The sequence below is a fragment of the Acinetobacter sp. ANC 4173 genome, from assembly GCF_004331255.1.
GTDB lineage: Bacteria > Pseudomonadota > Gammaproteobacteria > Pseudomonadales > Moraxellaceae > Acinetobacter.
The window spans coordinates 33,869-51,705 of the sequence record NZ_SJOF01000004.1; the positions used below are offsets into that span (position 1 = coordinate 33,869).

At 40.2% G+C, this 17,837-nt stretch carries 12 protein-coding genes and 2 pseudogenes; 12 read left to right on the forward strand and 2 right to left on the reverse strand.

Annotated elements, in window-relative coordinates; translation table 11 throughout:
• Positions 1–40 precede the first annotated feature (40 nt).
• From E0H94_RS06510 to E0H94_RS06555, 10 genes are all read left to right on the forward strand, one after another.
• Positions 41–1,066: a methionine ABC transporter ATP-binding protein gene (locus E0H94_RS06510; RefSeq protein WP_131325668.1), complete on the forward strand. Its 1,026-nt coding sequence runs from the start codon at positions 41–43 to the stop codon at positions 1,064–1,066.
• Positions 1,063–1,758 (forward strand): methionine ABC transporter permease, encoded by a 696-nt coding sequence (locus tag E0H94_RS06515; protein WP_131325669.1) that lies wholly within the window; start codon positions 1,063–1,065, stop codon positions 1,756–1,758. Before E0H94_RS06510 ends, E0H94_RS06515 begins: the two co-directional genes overlap by 4 nt.
• 125 nt (positions 1,759–1,883) lie before the next feature.
• Positions 1,884–2,480, forward strand: a complete 597-nt coding sequence (locus E0H94_RS06520) for a hypothetical protein (RefSeq protein ID WP_227548560.1) — start codon at positions 1,884–1,886, stop codon at positions 2,478–2,480.
• Between the two features lie 182 nt (positions 2,481–2,662).
• Complete coding sequence (gene dnaE / locus E0H94_RS06525; protein WP_131325671.1) at positions 2,663–6,232, forward strand: DNA polymerase III subunit alpha; 3,570 nt, start codon at positions 2,663–2,665, stop codon at positions 6,230–6,232.
• A 41-nt stretch (positions 6,233–6,273) separates the two neighbouring features.
• Entirely contained in the window at positions 6,274–7,128 is an 855-nt protein-coding gene (locus E0H94_RS06530; protein WP_131325672.1) for an RNA methyltransferase, read from the forward strand.
• Positions 7,121–7,930 carry a serine O-acetyltransferase gene (gene cysE / locus E0H94_RS06535; RefSeq protein WP_131263643.1) on the forward strand — a complete coding sequence of 270 codons (810 nt, stop codon included), beginning with the start codon at positions 7,121–7,123 and terminating at the stop codon, positions 7,928–7,930. Before E0H94_RS06530 ends, cysE begins: the two co-directional genes overlap by 8 nt.
• A gap of 117 nt (positions 7,931–8,047) precedes the next feature.
• Positions 8,048–8,962 carry an ABUW_2363 family tetratricopeptide repeat lipoprotein gene (locus E0H94_RS06540; protein ID WP_131325673.1) on the forward strand — a complete coding sequence of 305 codons (915 nt, stop codon included), beginning with the start codon at positions 8,048–8,050 and terminating at the stop codon, positions 8,960–8,962.
• Positions 8,963–9,083: 121 nt separating this feature from the next.
• Positions 9,084–11,090, forward strand: a complete 2,007-nt coding sequence (locus tag E0H94_RS06545) for an esterase/lipase family protein (RefSeq protein ID WP_131325674.1) — start codon at positions 9,084–9,086, stop codon at positions 11,088–11,090.
• A gap of 317 nt (positions 11,091–11,407) precedes the next feature.
• Positions 11,408–13,042 carry a long-chain fatty acid--CoA ligase gene (locus tag E0H94_RS06550; protein WP_131325675.1) on the forward strand — a complete coding sequence of 545 codons (1,635 nt, stop codon included), beginning with the start codon at positions 11,408–11,410 and terminating at the stop codon, positions 13,040–13,042.
• Positions 13,043–13,491: 449 nt separating this feature from the next.
• A complete protein-coding gene (locus E0H94_RS06555) occupies positions 13,492–14,313 on the forward strand; it encodes an SDR family NAD(P)-dependent oxidoreductase (RefSeq protein WP_227548561.1) in 822 nt (273 codons plus the stop codon).
• 93 nt (positions 14,314–14,406) lie between these two features.
• Here E0H94_RS06555 and E0H94_RS06560 read toward each other — a convergent pair.
• A pseudogene (locus E0H94_RS06560) lies at positions 14,407–15,025 on the reverse strand (MarC family protein).
• 153 nt (positions 15,026–15,178) lie between these two features.
• On the opposite strand from E0H94_RS06560, the pseudogene E0H94_RS06565 reads away from it, so the two are divergent.
• Positions 15,179–15,366, forward strand: a pseudogene (locus tag E0H94_RS06565) (GMC oxidoreductase); the annotation flags it as partial.
• Positions 15,367–15,687: 321 nt separating this feature from the next.
• On the opposite strand, the gene E0H94_RS06570 reads toward E0H94_RS06565, so the two are convergent.
• A complete protein-coding gene (locus E0H94_RS06570; RefSeq protein ID WP_131325677.1) occupies positions 15,688–15,948 on the reverse strand; it encodes a hypothetical protein in 261 nt (86 codons plus the stop codon).
• Positions 15,949–15,960: 12 nt separating this feature from the next.
• Between E0H94_RS06570 and mqo the strand changes: the two genes are divergently transcribed.
• Positions 15,961–17,595: a malate dehydrogenase (quinone) gene (mqo, locus tag E0H94_RS06575; protein ID WP_131325678.1), complete on the forward strand. Its 1,635-nt coding sequence runs from the start codon at positions 15,961–15,963 to the stop codon at positions 17,593–17,595.
• Positions 17,596–17,837: the final 242 nt, after the last annotated feature.

A 17,837-nucleotide genomic window follows, 5' to 3' on the forward strand; every position in this document is an offset into this window, starting at 1 on the left:
GACTTTGCCTGTTTTTTCATTTTGTACAGTTCTTGACGCTATGATTGAATTTAAAGACATCTCAAAACACTACGAGCTCAAAGGTCAAACCATACGTGCTCTGGATAACATTAACCTGACTATTCCAGATAGCAGTATTTTCGGCATTATTGGCTACAGTGGTGCAGGTAAAAGTACCTTAATCCGTCTGATTAATTTGCTTGAACGTCCTACGCAAGGTCAGGTCATTATTCGTGACACCGACTTTACAGCATTGGATGCACGTTCATTACGTCAAGAACGTGCAAATATCGGCATGATTTTCCAGCACTTCAATTTACTGCAAACCAAAACAGTTGCAGCTAACATTGAAATGCCACTTAAACTTTTAGGCTTTTCCAAAGCGGAAAGAGAAAAGCGCCTAAATGAACTCCTTGACTTCATCGATCTCAAGCATAAAAAAGATGCTTATCCCGATGAACTATCAGGGGGTCAAAAGCAACGTGTTGGTATTGCACGTGCATTGGCAAATCATCCCAAAATCTTACTTTGTGATGAGGCAACTTCCGCACTTGATCCTCAAACCACAAAATCCGTTTTGGCATTGTTAAAGAAGATTAATCAGGAACAAGGCATTACCATTGTAATGGTGACGCATGAAATGGACGTGATTGAATCTGTTTGTGACTATGTGGCCGTGATGGAACAAGGCAAAGTGATTGAAACAGGACCCACCCTTGAAATTTTCAGTCAGCCGCAGCATCCAACGACCAAAAACTTCATTCAAACTGTTTTACAGCAGCAATTGCCGATCAACATTCTTAATAATTTAGAGAATCAAAATCAGCACAGTATTTATAGTTTGCAATTCTTAGGCACTTCCGCGCAAGAAACTGTGGTTCAAGCTGCAATTAAAAAATTTGATATTAGTTTGAATATTTTATTTGCCAACATGACTGAAATTAATGGCTCAGTGATTGGGCAGATGTTTATTCAGCTATTGGGTGATCCAGACATCATTCAAGATACAATTGCATTCTTTGAACAACATGGTGTGAAAGTTGAACAATCTGGAGTCTGCGAATGAGAGATTTAATCGTACAATGGCTTACAGACCTTACGGCACCATTTTGGCATAGTTCACTGAGTATTGACCAATTTGTCACTGCCCTGCAGGAAACGTTTCACATGGTGTTTTTTGCCATGCTGTTTGGTTCTATTTGGGGCTTTATTCAAGCCATTGCCCTATTGGTGACGCGTCCAAATGGTATTTTACCAAATCGTGTGGTTTATCATGTATTAAACCCGATTGTGAATGCCTTACGTTCATTACCATTTATTATTTTACTGATTGCAGTCATTCCACTAACGAAAGTACTTGTGGGGACTTCTATTGGTACGTGGGCAGCCATTGTTCCTCTCACCATTTATGTGGGACCTTATATTGGTCGTCTGATTGAAACTTCACTCTTAGAAGTCAATGAAGGGATCATTGAATCTGCCCAAGCGATGGGTGCTAGCCCTTGGCAAATCATTTTCAAATTTATTGTGCCTGAAGCGCGTAGTTCGCTTATTTTAAGCTTAACGACTGCAACTATTAGCCTCATCGGTGCGACAGCCATGGCGGGTGCTGTAGGTGCAGGCGGTATTGGTGATCTCGCAATCTCATACGGCTATCAACGTTTTGACACCAGTGTAGTCATTCTCACCGTAATTGTTCTACTGATCTTAGTACAGTTAGTACAAAGCTTTGGTGACTGGTTGTCTCGTTTAAGATAAAACAGATCTTTTAAAGCTCCCTAAATGGGAGCTTTTTTTCGAATCCAAAATTTATATAATCAGCATAACAACAAACAAAGCCCGACTTAATCATGAAAATAAAGACAATATTAATGAGCCTTTGTGTGCTTTCGACAATCAGCCATGCAAATGCAATTTCTTATAATTATGTCACCAGTGTCAAAGTCAATCAGATTGAACTGAATGCTGCGGTATCAGCAGATCAAGTCAACAAATTGATAAAAAATGGGATGACTAAAACCCATAAAGTCTATTCAGAATGCACTGGAAATTATGAATACAGTTTAAATCCCTCACCCCATAAAACACTAAAATTTGAAATCTTCACTGAAGATAATCCTCAAATCAAAGATGGACAATTTTATCAAGATAAATCCAGTTTCAAACAATTAGGGCAAACCAAAGGTCGTATCTGGATGACTTGGAACAATACCAAAGACATGTCTGAAAATATTGTTGTACAAAATATCCACATCTCAGCGCAATATTCATTACAGCAATTTAAACAAGATTTTAAACACAGTGCCCGCAGCATCAATCCTTCAGGAGAAGCACAAGTCCTGATATTAGAAAACAATCAAGCCAAAGCATATTTAAATCACCCTCACGAGTTCAGTCCACCCTACACAGCTTATCTCAACTTTCAGTTTAAGAACGGAAAACTAGCGCAATTCGCCATTCAGCAAGCGCTTGGTTGTTAAGTTCTATCCCCTCCATTTCTGAAATCTGCCTATGAAATGGGTTCTAGATTTTGGATGCGACAAAATAAAACAAGCTTGTAAAGGCTTTCAAGCTACTAAATCTTAACCAATTCATTTCAATTAAACTCAGATTAAGCGCATAGCGTGCTAAACTAATGAGTGGTTTTTGCAGGAACTCATTTATGCACTTTGTTCATCTTGGTATTCATACCGAATATTCTATTACTGAATCTATCGTTCGGATACCTGATCTAATTAAAGCTGCCGTAAATGATGAAATGCCCGCTTTGGCATTGACGGATTTGTCTAACCTGCACGCCGCTGTGAAATTCTATGGCTCTTGCCTATCTAAAGGTATCAAACCAATTTTAGGTTCAGTCATTCGACTCAATGATGCTGAACATCGTGTGACCTTATTGGCTATGACCAATCAAGGTTGGCGTGGACTTACTGAAATTGTTTCCCGTGGTTTTATCGAAGGTCAGCAACTCGATATTCCCTGCGTACAAAAAGACTGGGTTCTAGAACAACATCAAGACATTATTGCCTTATTGGGTATGCACAGTGATGTCGGCAAAATGCTGTGTTCGTCAAACCCACAAAAAGCAGAACCCCTACTCGAACAATGGATCGAAAAATTTGGCAATCGTGTTTATTTAGCACTCACCCGAACCGATCGTCCCTTTGAAGAAGATTACATTTTAGAAGCCGTTAAACTGGCTAAAAAATATAATATTGGTGTAGTGGCACATAATGATGTGCACTTTATTACCCGTGAAGACTTTGAAGCACACGAAGCCCGTGTCTGTATTGCCGATGGTTATGTCCTAGGCGACAATCGTCGCCCAAAACCTTATAGCTCTGAGCAATATTTTAAAACCGCAGCTGAAATGACCGAGCTGTTTTCTGACCTGCCGACTGCAATTGAAAATAGCTTCCATATTGCTCGACGTTGTAATGTCACCCTACAATTAGGCAAGTACTTCCTACCTGACTACCCAATTCCTGAAGGTCATACCATTGACACCTTCTTTGAACATTTGTCCAAAGAAGGTTTAGAAGAACGCCTGAATCATTTATATCCTGTAGAACAACGCGGTGATGATTGGGCTGAAATCCGTAAACCTTATGATGACCGTATTGACTACGAAGTCAACATCATTAATTCAATGGGATTCCCAGGTTACTTCCTGATTGTCATGGACTTCATTCAATGGTCGAAAAACAATGGCGTACCTGTCGGTCCAGGCCGTGGTTCAGGTGCCGGCTCTTTAGTTGCCTACAGTTTAAAAATTACCGATCTTGATCCATTACGCTACGAACTTCTCTTTGAACGTTTCTTAAACCCAGAACGTGTTTCCATGCCCGACTTTGACGTCGACTTCTGTATTGCAGGACGTGATAAAGTCATTGACTACGTAGCACGTAACTATGGTCGTGATGCGGTTTCTCAGATTGCAACTTTCGGAACCATGGCGGCAAAAGGTGCCATTCGTGATGTAGCACGTGTCTTGGGTAAATCTTATGGTTTAGCGGACCGTATTTCTAAGATGATTCCGACCAAACCTTTAGGTTTGTCTTTAGAAGAATCGATTGAAGCCGAACCACAACTCAAAGACATTGTCACCAACCCTTCTAACCCAGACAATGACGATGCCGCAGAAATCTGGGAAATGGCGCTCAAATTAGAAGGCATTACCCGTAACACAGGTAAACATGCGGGCGGTGTAGTCATTGCACCGACTAAAATTACCGACTTTTCAGCAGTACTTTGTGACGCGGACGGTACAGGTCGTGTTTCACAATACGATAAAGACGATGTCGAAGCAGCAGGTCTGGTCAAGTTTGACTTTTTGGGACTACGTAACTTAACCGTGATTGAAGATGCAGTGCAAAATATTAACAAGCACTATCCTTCTGCCATCCCACTGGATATTGCCAATATTCCTTTAGACGACAAAGATGCTTACTTGGTCTTTGCCGATGCCAACACCACAGCGGTATTCCAGTTTGAATCCGTCGGTATGAAAAAAATGCTCAAAGAAGCTCGTCCGAGCAAATTTGAGGAAATTATTGCTTTCGTATCTTTGTATCGTCCGGGTCCAATGGATCTGATTCCTGACTTTATTCATCGTATGCACGGCGGAGAGTTCGAATACTTACACCCTTTACTTGAAGGTGTACTTGAACCGACGTACGGTATTATGGTCTATCAAGAACAGGTGATGCAGGCTGCACAGTACTGTGCGGGCTATACTCTAGGTGGCGCAGACTTGCTCCGCCGAGCCATGGGTAAAAAGAAACCCGAAGAAATGGTGAAACAGCGTCAGATCTTTATTGAAGGTGCTGCACAAAAAGACATTGATGAAGCCACGGCCAACCATATCTTCGACTACATGGAAAAGTTCGCAGGTTATGGTTTTAACAAATCCCACGCTGCTGCCTATGCCTTGGTTGCCTATCAGACCGCTTGGTTAAAAGCACATTACCCTGCCGAATTCTTGTCTGCGGTATTGTCTTCGGAAATGCAGAATACCGACAACGTCGTGTTCTTGATTGATGACTGTCGTAATAATGGTTTGGACGTTTTACCGCCCTCTGTGAATATGTCGCTGTATCATTTCCATGCGACCGATGAGCAAACTATTGTTTATGGTTTAGGTGCGATTAAAGGTGTCGGTGAACAGGCGATGCAGTCAGTAATTGACTCCCGCCTACAGAATGGTCCTTATAAAGACCTGTTTGATTTCTGCCATCGTATTGATTTAAAGAGAATCAATAAACGTACCCTAGAAGCGCTGATTCGTGCAGGTGCTTTGGACTGTCTCGGTATTGAACGTTCAAGCTTAATGGCACAATTGCCTGAAGCTGTACAAGCCGCAGAACAAGCACGTAGCAACCGTGAAACAGGTATTATGGATTTATTTGGCGAAGTTGAAGAAGTTCAACGTAAGCCTGCAAAGCCAGTTAAACCATGGTCAGATGAAGTCCGCTTAAAAGGTGAAAAAGACACCCTAGGTTTATATTTAACAGGGCACCCAATTGATGTCTATCGCACTGAATTAAAATCTTTTGTTCCTGCAAAAATTAATGAATTGACACCCACGCGTCGTGGTGTAACCACGGTATTTGCAGGTTTAGTGGTCGATGTTGCCAACTTCCCGAACCGTGTCATGATCACCTTAGATGATGGCACATCACGCATTGAGGTTTCTGCCAATCACGAACGTTTCCAACGTTTTAAAGACATTATTGTCAATGAACGTGTAGTGGTGATTGAAGGCGAAATTTATGAACGCGAAGGATATGATCGTCCGATGGGACGTTTAACCAAAGCCTTTAGCCTGAATGAAATTCGTCAAAAACGCGCCAATAGCATTCAAGTTAAGTTACATGCTGATCATCTAAGTAAAACTTTAACTCAAGATTTACAAAAAATCTTGTTGCCCTATTGCAATGTCGATCTGTGCAATCATATTCCTATGTTATTGCAACTCGATTATGCCTATGCCTCTGCGGAATTACATTTGGGCATGCAATGGAAAGTTGCTCCTTTAGATGAACTTTTAAGTAAATTGCGCGATTATTTTGGTAAAGAAGCCATCTATGTTGAATATCAGGTGAAATCTAAAGCTGCCAAAGCCGTCAATTACGAGCAAGCCAAACCAGTACAAGTCCCTCCTCCACCCGCCGATTTAAGCATGGATGAGGCAATGGATTTATATCAAGCTGACGTTAATCAATATTCATAACGATTAACCGAATTCAGCGAGTAAACAAAATTGGAAATGCAATGAATCAATTCGACAATACTGCGGTTGCAGCACATCTTTCCCATGTCCGTATTGTCATGGTGAATACGACCTTGCCTGCCAATATTGGCAGCGCACTACGAGCCATGAAAACGATGGGGCTTAGCCAGTTGGTCTTGGTTGCCCCAAAAACTTATCCGCATCCAGACATTGAAGCACTGGCTGCTGGCGCAGTAGACCTGATTCCACAGATTAAAATTGTAGATACTCTAGAACAAGCTATTCAAGACTGTCACATTGTCTTTGGTACCAGTGCACGTAGCCGTACTATTCCTTGGCCTTTACTGGATGCTCGCCCTGCGGCAGAAATATCACTTCAAGCCGTAGTCACACAACAGCAAAATGTTGCCGTAGTCTTTGGACGTGAAGACCGCGGCTTAACCAATGAAGAACTGGCATTGGCCAACTATCATGTCACGATTCCAGTCAATATCGATTATGGCGTGTTGAATGTGGCTCAAGCCATCCAAATCATTTGTTATGAAATGCGGATGGCGGCATTGGCACGGATTGAACAAACCGAAGACCCAGAAGCCACCATGCCTGTCACAGATACTACGCAAATGCATTGGGATGAACCTTTAGTAACGCATGACCAAATGCAGCAGTTCTACCCACATTTAGAGAAAATGCTTGAAGATATTGAGTTTTTAGATCCAAATAATCCAAGATTACTGCCTTTACGCTTGCGTCGACTATTTGGGCGTATACAATTAGATAAAATGGAATATCATTTACTTCGCGGTATTTTTAGTCGCGTACAAGCCTTAAATAAAGGAACTTGGAAACCATCTACACCTAAGACCAAAGACAAAGAGGATCCGTCTAATGCTTAAACAGCTAAAAGAGGATATACAAGCTGTCTTCGCGCGCGATCCAGCAGCGCGAAACACTTTAGAAGTTTTAACCACTTATCCTGGCATTCATGCCTTAATCATGCACCGTATGGCACATGAACTGTGGAAAAAAGACTGTAAAGGCTCAGCTCGACTACTATCGTCATTTAGCCGTTTTGCCACAGGTATTGAAATTCACCCTGGTGCAAAAATTGGTCGTCGCTTCTTTATCGATCATGGTATGGGTGTAGTGATTGGTGAAACCGCCGAGATTGGCGATGATGTTACGCTCTATCATGGTGTCACGTTAGGGGGGACCACTTGGAATAAAGGCAAACGTCACCCTACGCTTGAAGATGGTGTAATTATTGGCGCAGGTGCCAAAATTTTAGGGCCATTTACCGTAGGCAAAGGTGCAAAAGTTGGGTCAAATGCGGTGGTCACCAAAGCCGTACCTGCTGGGACAACTGCTGTCGGCAACCCTGCACGCTACATCAGTAAAGACCTTCCAAAAGATCAAGATGAAGCACGTCGCCGTGATTATGCCGAAAGTATTGGCTTCCAAGCCTATGCTGCAACGCAAGACCAATCAGACCCAATGCTTGAAGGTATGCGTATTTTATTAGACCGTATTCAAAATAATGAAAAACGTATGAATACGCTTTGCCAACGTTTGTCTCTGCTTGATCCAACCTTTAAAAAGCAGCAATTAAATGAACAACCGTACAGTAAAGAAGAGTTAAAAATTATTGAAGATGTACGCCGCGAATGTGAAGCACAAAGTAGTCAATCTAAGCCATAACAACATAATTAAAAACCAACTGTAACACGCCCTATATTGCATGTTCGCCCTAGTTTTCTTAGACTGACGGACATGCAAATTTTTTATTACTTTTAAAAGAAAGAATGGATGAATACTATGACGTTAAAACCTCTGGCAATCGCATTAATTGCCGCATCATTTCTAACGGCGTGTAGCACAACCCCAACCAAAGATAAAAACTCTAAAGAACCGATTATTTTCACAGAACCTGATACAACTCCCCCATTTTATGCACTGAACCCATTTGACTATGCCGCACCGCCTCCATTTGAATTGGCATTAAAACAAGCTGCTGCTCAGCCCGTAACGAAAATGGTAGTAACAAATTCAGCTAATTCAAATGAAAAAATTACGCTAGAAACAAATCGTTTGATCATTCCTACGGTGAATAACAATCAACGTACGATGAAATATGCCGTTTTGGCAGGTGAAAATGAAATTGATATCACGGATATTGATGACTTTTTACAGTTAGTGGAAGGCAAAGCACGCCACTACCCACCACGTTTTACAGAACGCAAAGAACGTAAAGGTTTCGAAGCAAAATTAAAACAAGTCACGCAAGAGTTGGATACGCTTGCTGTCCGCGATGATGCCTCTTTCGATATTTTAGTTCGTGCATTTAAAGCCAGTGTCATGGCACGTAATCTTGACTTAGGCTCAGTGTATACCACCAAATCGTTAACTTATGCACAGCGCATCTTAAAGATTAATCAAAATGATGCTGAAGCTAACTTCTGGTTTGGATTTGGTTTATCTGAAGGGGGTGGTCAACGTGAAGCTATCCCATATTTAGACAAAGCCATGAAAGCAGGTGTTCAGGAAGCTTATTTGTCTGCTGCCAATAATTACATTGCGCTGGAACAAAAGAAAAGTGCCATCCAAATTCTGAAAAACTACAAACTCAAATATCCGCAAGAAGCCGTTGTTGCAGATCGCTTAATTCGCGAAATTGAAACTCAAGGTCGCTGGAATGTTTGGCAAGTATTAAATACCCCTAAAGCGTCTTAATCTTATTCACTGCATCAAATAGACCGTCCAGTACGGTCTATTTCTTTTTCTGCGCATTGAAAAAGCTGACAATTATCGTATGATTAAAAAAAATAAACAAAATTAAAGTTAATATCTGCCTATGCCAAAGAACTTTAGCCATATTGTCCTGCTTTCTGTACTGGTCACCTCTCTGCTTTCGGGTTGCCAAGTTGTTACTGTCAAAAATCAAGCTGTAAAAGTCACCATCACCAATGAACGTGAAAGTATTCTGACACGTGATAAGCTGAGTGAAGCAAGCCTGAATGTTTTATCCATGACAGGGCGAGAGGCTAAAATTTGCACAAACAATCCCACTCAATGCGTTCAGGAATTACAGCAAATTCCACAAATTCAAGATGAACAATTATATTCCACAGCCAGTGAACTATATCTGGCACGTGCACTGGCATTAGAAGGCTCTTCAGACTGTAAAATTGGATTACTGACCAACCATAAATCTGAAGAAAAGCAAAAAATTCAGCAAGACCTTTATAATCAGTGCCTAGACCAAGAATTAGACATGTTGGATAAAAGTATTCGCTATAGCTATGCCTACATGTTCAAAACCCAACGTGGCCCTCAAGATCGAATTTTTGATAACCGACAAGTACAAATACGAGATTTCTATAACTTAGCGATTGCAAATCTTTCTAAGACTTATAGTCTTCGTTACCCTAAAAAAGAAGTTCAGCCTCAAATTAAAATTGGTCAGAGTATTTATGACATTGATTTTAGTCATTATCCCTTACTGAAAGATCAGAAAATTGAACAACTGATGTCGAGTTATAATCTAAATTTTTCAGGTCTACGCTCGATTAACCGTCGTGATGGTTTTGGCTCTGAATTTGTGGTGGTCCTCCCAGATTCGAATGCTCAACAAAAAGAGGCTAATCAATACATTCTTGATCCCTTACATTTTTCTTATGACAGTGGAATCAATCCAAATATTCATAAAGCGCGCTACTTGGCAGCAACATTTACCGCTGAACCGAAAGCAGCCACTTCAGTCAATGATATTTTAACCAAACCTGAATTTGTGATTCGGGCCTATGACCCGTATCAATATGAATCTATTCAGCTTGCAGGACATAAATACCCTTTAGCAGCAAACTTCTCGACTCCATACGGTTTATGGTTAGCTCAGAATAACTTGGGTAAGGCCGCTTATCTCACTCTGATTGACCGCGATAACCGTTTAACCATGCCCCACTTATACATGTTAGAACCTTACAATCCAAATAAAAAAGTGATTGTGTTGGTTCATGGTTTAGCCAGTAGTCCTGAAGCATGGATTCGTCTAACCAATGACATTATGGGGGATAAAGTCTTAAGAGAAAATTACCAAGTCTGGCAAGTTTTCTATTCGACCAATATGCCGATTATAGAAAGTCGCTTGCAGATTTACGCACTTCTTAAACAGAGTTTTGCACAAGTCCATGCAAGTGCTTCCGCAAAGAATGATGCCGTCCTGATTGGACATAGTATGGGGGGAATTATTGCCCGTCTGTTGGTCAGTGATGCCGATGTCACCCAAAAAGCACTATCGATGATGAGCAACCGACAACTCAGTAAATATAAAAAAGTCCCGATTGTTACACAGCGTATGCAAATACAAGATATTCCTAATTTTAGCCGTGCTATCTTTATTTCTGCACCACACCACGGCACAGCTTATGCCGACCTGTGGTTTACGCGTGCTGCACGTAAAATTATTAAACTTCCAGGTGCATTTTTAACTGCGGTGGGTGACACCTTACAAAGCCAAGATTTAGATTTCTCCGATTTAGCCAAACAAATTGACCAAGGGCTCATTCAAAATGGTCCAAGTGACTTAAGTCATAAATCAAAGTTTATGGCGATCACGTCGGATATTATGCCGCGTAAAGGATTGTTATTTCATTCAATTATGGGAAATAACACCAAAAGTGATGACCTTAATGTGATTACCGATGGCATCGTACCTTATAAAAGTGCTCACCTAGAGGGTGTTGTCTCTGAAAAAATTATTCAAGGCGGTCATTCAATTCAAGAAACGCCTGAAGCCGTGTTAGAGTTAAGACGTATTCTTCGTTTGCATCTCGTCCAACTTGGACTGTATAAACCATAAGCACATACAAGCTAGAATCCATGCTTTTTTCACCATTCATGGATTCTAGATACAAATTAAAAATGGATGCATAGTCATTTTTTTAAATGGTTTTCAGTGTGTTTTTTTATTACACCCACCAATAATGTGACCGAATACTCACTTATATGAATCATTTAAATATGAACAACATTTCCTATAAGCAATTCAAAAACCACATGATTATATGGGCCTAAGCTGCGCTGTTGACTTCATTCAAAAATAAGTTCATAAGAATCTTTAGCACCTGCTAAGGGTTCTTATTATTAATTAAAACAATGAACAAGGATGAATAAAAAATGTTTGGAAAAATGATGCATCAATCTTTACTGATTAGTAACCTCATTGAACATGCAGCAAAATATCATGCAGATACATCTATTATTTCACGTGAAGTAAATGGTCAAATTACAACAACAAACTGGTCACAAGTTCAACAAAACAGTAAACGTTTAGCAAATGCCCTTTCCACATTTAATCTTAAAGCTGGTGATCGTCTTGCAACTATCGCGTGGAATAACCATCGTCACTTAGAATCTTGGTATGCTATTTCAGGGAGTGGCTATGTTTGCCATACCATTAATCCGCGATTATTTCCTGAGCAATTGGTCTTTATTATTAATGATGCACAAGATAAAGTGATTTTCTTTGATTCGACATTTTTACCTTTAATCCAAGCGATTCAAGGTAAAATACCTTCTGTTGAACGCTTAATTTGCTATGGTTCACGCGATGAAAAAGTCATTGCAGCTTTACCAGATGTTCTTTTCTATGATGAACTGATTCAACATCAATCTGCCGAATTTAACTGGCCACAATTTAGCGAAGAAACTCCAAGTTCTTTGTGCTACACATCAGGTACAACTGGTAACCCCAAAGGTGTCTTGTATAGTCACCGTTCTACATTATTACACACCATGGCAATTAGCCTGCCAGATTCGTTAAATTTATCAGCCAAAGATATTGTAATGCCTGTGGTTCCAATGTTCCATGTCAATGCATGGGGTATCCCTTATGCTGCTGCAATGGTCGGTTGTACCATTGTGCTTCCTGGGCCAAATTTAGATGGTGATAGCCTAGTAAGTTTAATTGATGAATATAACGTTACCGTTGCTTTAGGCGTCCCAACAATTTGGCAAGGTCTACTCGCTGCTGCGAAAAAGCGTGGAACGACCTTAGCGAGTATGACTCGCAACGTTGTCGGAGGTGCAGCATGCCCTCCTTCCATTATCCGTGATTTCAAAAACAACTATGCTTGTGACACCATTCATGCTTGGGGAATGTCAGAAACGAGTCCTTTAGGTACAGCGAACCAACCCAAAGCAAAGCATTTAGCCTTAAGTGAAGAAGAATCCGAAAAATTACGTTTAACTCAAGGTCGCCCACCATTTGGTGTTGAATTACGTATTGTTGATGGTGACAACCTAACAGCATTGCCAAATGATGGTCACACGCAAGGTAATTTACAAATTCGTGGTCCATGGATTGTTGAGAATTACTTTAACCAAGAAAAAAGTACACTCACCTCAGATGGTTGGTTCGATACAGGTGACATTGCAACCCTTGATGCGGATGGTTTCATGACCATTTGTGACCGTGCTAAAGATTTAATTAAATCTGGTGGTGAATGGATATCCTCTGTAGAAATCGAAAATATTGCAGTCGGTCACCCTGAAATTCGGATGGCGGCCGCGATTGCTGCGCGTCATCCAAAATGGGATGAACGTCCGATTTTGATTGCAGTAAAACAAGAAAACTCGGCATTGACCGAAGACGATATACGTGCATATTTTGAAAACAAGATTGCTCATTGGCAAATTCCTGATACGGTAATTTTTGTTGATGCACTTCCAATAAATGGTACAGGTAAAATCGTAAAAGCAGAACTACGCGCAAAGTTCAGTGATGTTCTACTCGATAGTGCGCCTGTATAATACAAAACCTGTTGGCTATTTTGCTAAATCGATAGCCAGCAGATCTTTCAGGTTAAGTGAAGATCATAAAACGGAATTTCATTTTTAGTTCTCAAGCTCCGAACTTAGAGCTGGTTTCTCTTGCGTTACGCTAGAAGCCATTCTATATATTCAACCAACATCTACTCGTCTCTTACTAAATTAACCTTGCAAAATTAAAGAACTAGCGTCAATTTTTCCAACACTGGCTCAGCCATTTTATTGGCAAAATCTAAAACAGAAATGCATATTTCGTAATCTAAAAATTTATCTCTACATGGCGCCATGTACAGAATGATGTCAATTTTGCACATTCATCTATTCTTCAATGACTAAAAATTCGATTTCAATTAAAGTCCTAGGATTACGTATAAAACATAAAGAAAAAGTTAGGTTTCATCATTCAATAGAATATGTCTAAGGATAGTGTAATGAAAAAAAAGACATCTAAAACAGCATGGGTGACTGGTGGCAGTAGTGGTATTGGTTTGGAGCTCACTAAACGTTTACTCAAAGACCAATACCAAGTGTGTATTTTTGCGCATGCGGGCATTCAGCAAGCAGTTAAAGAACTTAGCGAGATTTCGTCAACAGTGAATGGATTTGAAGTCGATGTGCAGAATGAAAGCAGCTTGAACGAAAAATTTGCTGAAGCGACTGCTCAATTTGGGACACCTGATCTTCTCATTAATTCTGCTGGAATCAGTATTGCCAAGAGTTTCGATGAAATGACTTCGCAAGAGTTTGAACGCCAAATTCAGATTAACCTCGTTGGTAGTCGTAATGTCGCACATGCTGCTTTACCGCATTTAAAACAGACAGTTCAGCAAGGTAAACGCCCTAAGATTGTGTTTATTGCCTCTGCTGCTGGTTTGGTTGGTTGCTATGGTTACGCTGGTTATTGTGCATCTAAATTTGGTGTGGTTGGCTTAGCTGAAGTCCTTCGTATGGAATTACGCAACCAAAAAATTGATGTCGCTGTGGTTTGTCCACCAGAAGTAGACACGCCGCTTGTGACTGAAGAACACAAGAACGGCTCACCTATTACAGCTGCATTAAAGCAATTGGGGGGAAGTATGTCTGTTCATACTGCATGTAAAGAAATTTATCAGGGTATTCTTTCCAATAAATTTATGATTATTCCTAGTGTGCGGACTCGTATGCTAACGAAAATTTCATACTTGTTGCCTAATGTTTATCGTAAGCAACTTGACAGAAAACTTGATCAAATTATTGAAAGATTAGCTTCTTAATCCGAAAATCAAGATTATATTTTTAAATTACGATCATTTTCCTGGCTTAAAAAAACCGAAGGCATAACATTCGGTTTTTGATTTGGAACCCTATTACATTTTCGATATAACACCTAAAATCCCATTAATAATCATATCAACCACAATGGCCCCAATCAGTAATGCCGACAACCGTCCAACCATATCGACATAACGGTCTATATATTTGGCATGCTTATAATGCAAATAGTCATGCGCAGATTTCATTAAGATCATCAACTCACAGGTCAGTGTTAACGTTAAGAAAATAATCATGCACCGCCAATTGGCAGTGACACCTCTGTCACTACCGCAGCACTAATGGTCTCTGGCCCAATCATAAAAGGCATGGCAATGGTTCCTGTTAAATGTTCAGGTGCACCACGCATTTCACCAATGCTATCTGCCCCCTGAAACACATAGCGATAACCAATCACCAAAAAGATCAGACCACCAAATACTTGAAAGGCTTCAAAGCGTACATTTAAATATTTACTGAAAATCACCTCTCCCCCTATGCAAACAGCACAAATACCAAAAAAGCAATGAGGCAACCCTGAATCAAGGCGTTATTAAACACTTTCGCTTCGGAGTTCCGAATCATGCCAATCATGTAAATATTAGGTCTACATGGTTTCTCCGAATTATCCTTGAAGGTCTGGAAATAAAGGAAATTCCCCCAGACTGATTCAATTGATCTGCAAGAAGGTCATAGGGGCATAACAATCCAGCACATCATGAATCACTTGCATTTTGGTCTAGCCAACAAAGCCGTTGCACAAATAAATTTCAAAATGGTCATAGAACCGTTTACCCAGTTGCCGCGTTCACAATATGTTGGGACGAATACCCTCCATTCTGTCATTGTAAAATGGCTCAAGCTGCAATGTCTGTGTTAGATCGGAAGGACATATACATGATATGTCAAGCTTACGAATGGTCGTTGCTTCGATTATGCCGCTGATTATCACGGGTAACTTAAATGCCACCACCATTATGATGACTGAAAAAATGGCGGCGCAAATCCGTGGTTGACAGGCTTTAGCATGATCACTGTACCCGATTCCCAATCGCTTGGAACTGCATCGTCTATTTCATTGAATATCAAGCAAACCACCATTATTGAGATCGATTCATGTGGTCTTATTATTTCCTTATATTTATTAGGTATTATAACTAGATATATTTTGAATATATTTTCATTCTTTTAATAGCTCAGTATTTTCGCATTATCTTTGCGGAGGTATTATGCTGTACTGACAGTAAAAACAGGGTTATATTGGAGAAAAACTCTAGTTCATTGATTTATAGAAGAAATAAATTTACTCTAAATCACTGAAATTCATAAAAAATAAATTAACCATCACTCAAATTTATAGATATTATATCAACATTTATAATAAAAATTACTGAGTCAATACTTATTTCGTCTAAAATGGCAACCGATTGGAAATGTGTGGTTAAACTAAAAGGTACATTTTTTCTTAGTCTTAAGGATTCATGTATTTCACTCCCTCTCTTCTGAACTTTTAGTTTGCCACCATTTCCGTCAACCTCTTTTTTATTTTTGCTATTACCCTCTATTCGCTCTAAAGCGATGCCAACACCTGCTCCCAAGGTCTAAATCGCATGAAAACTTTTTTAAAATACCTCGCGGTATTTATCGTACTGCTTTTGCTTGCAGTATTGATTTTTTTATTCCGACCAACTGTGTCTAAAAAAATTCAAACCTCAAATAATGAACCTGTCGTTGATGCAGTCTTGGTTGGTGGCGGAATTATGAGCGCTACCCTAGGTACTTATTTGACTGAACTTGAGCCAAACTGGCAAATTCGTATGTACGAACGACTGGATCAAGTTGCCCAAGAAAGCTCAAATGGCTTTAATAATGCTGGCACAGGTCACTCTGGCTTTATGGAAATGAACTATACCTCTGAAAAAGATGGCAAAATGGACATTACCAAAGCTGTAAAAGTTGCTGAACAGTTTGAAGTTGCAAAACAATTCTGGTCATACCAAGTCAAACAAGGTGTTTTAGGCAAACCCAATAGCTTTATTAACCCTGTTCCTCATATTGCATTTGTATGGGGAGACAACGTCAATTTCCTAGAAAAACGTTATGCTGCCATGGTTAAAAACCCAATGTTCTACGGCATGAAGTTCTCTGAGAATCCTGCCGAAATTAAACAATGGGCACCTTTGGTGATGAATGGCCGTGATGCAACACAAAAAGTAGCTGCTACACGCATGGATGTGGGTTCGGATGTGAACTATGGTTCAATCACCACACAATTGGTCGATCACCTTAAAAAGCAATCTAACTTCCAACTGCGAACCTCTACAGAAGTAACTGGTATTAGCCAAAATGATGACAAAACTTGGACTGTATCTTTCAAGAATTTGAAAACAGGTGCGACCAATCATGTCAAAACTCGTTTTGTGTTTATTGGTGCAGGTGGTGCAGCAGTTAAACTCTTGCAAATGACAGATCTTCCTGAAGCAAAACAATATGCTGGCTTCCCTGTAGGTGGCGTGTTCTTAATGACAGACAATCCTAAAGTCACCGCAGGTCATACCGCCAAGGTCTATGGTCGTGCCGAATTAGGCGCTCCGCCAATGTCTGTTCCACATATTGATACCCGTTATATTGATGGTAAAAAATATGTGCTCTTTGGACCATTTGCGACCTATTCGAATAAATTCTTAAAGCAAGGTTCTCAGCTTGATTTATTAAAATCGACCACGAAAAACAATGTCTTACCAATGACCGCTGTCGGCATGGAAAACCTTGATTTGGTCAAATATTTAGTAAGTCAGGTCATGATGTCTGATCAAGATCGTTTTAATGAATTGAAAAAATACTATCCTGATGCAAAACCAGAAGACTGGCATTTAAATCAAGGTGGTCAACGTGTTCAAATCATTAAGAAAGAACCAGGAAAACCTGCAAGTTTGCAATTTGGTACAGAAATTTTCGCGTCTAAAGATGGTGCTGTAACCGCATTATTGGGTGCCTCACCTGGTGCATCAACTTCACCTTATATTATGTTGAGTTTGCTTGAAAAAGCATTCCCGCAACAAGTACAAGGCCAATGGAACCCGAAATTACATGAAATTGTAAAATCGTACCAACAGGAGTTAAGCACCAATCCTGTCCTTCTTGACCAAGTTCGCCAGTACACTAGTACGACCCTAGGTTTGAAATACACACCTATGGCAAAAGCTGCGAATGACGAAACCGCTGCTGTAGCAAAAGCACAATAAGCCTTTCTAATCTAAATACAAAAGGATGGACTTCGGTTCATCCTTTTGACCTTTACCGTCGTTACTGCTTTTAATTATGTTTCTTTTACGCTCCGATGCATTTCGTTCGCACGATTTGCCGCCCTAAATGGAATATTGGCGACATCGGGGAACCAATTCAGGGCATTACAACGCAATATTTATCCGTTACTCCTGTCCTATTTATTGGTGGAAGTATTTGTTTAAGCCTCTGTTTAATCAGC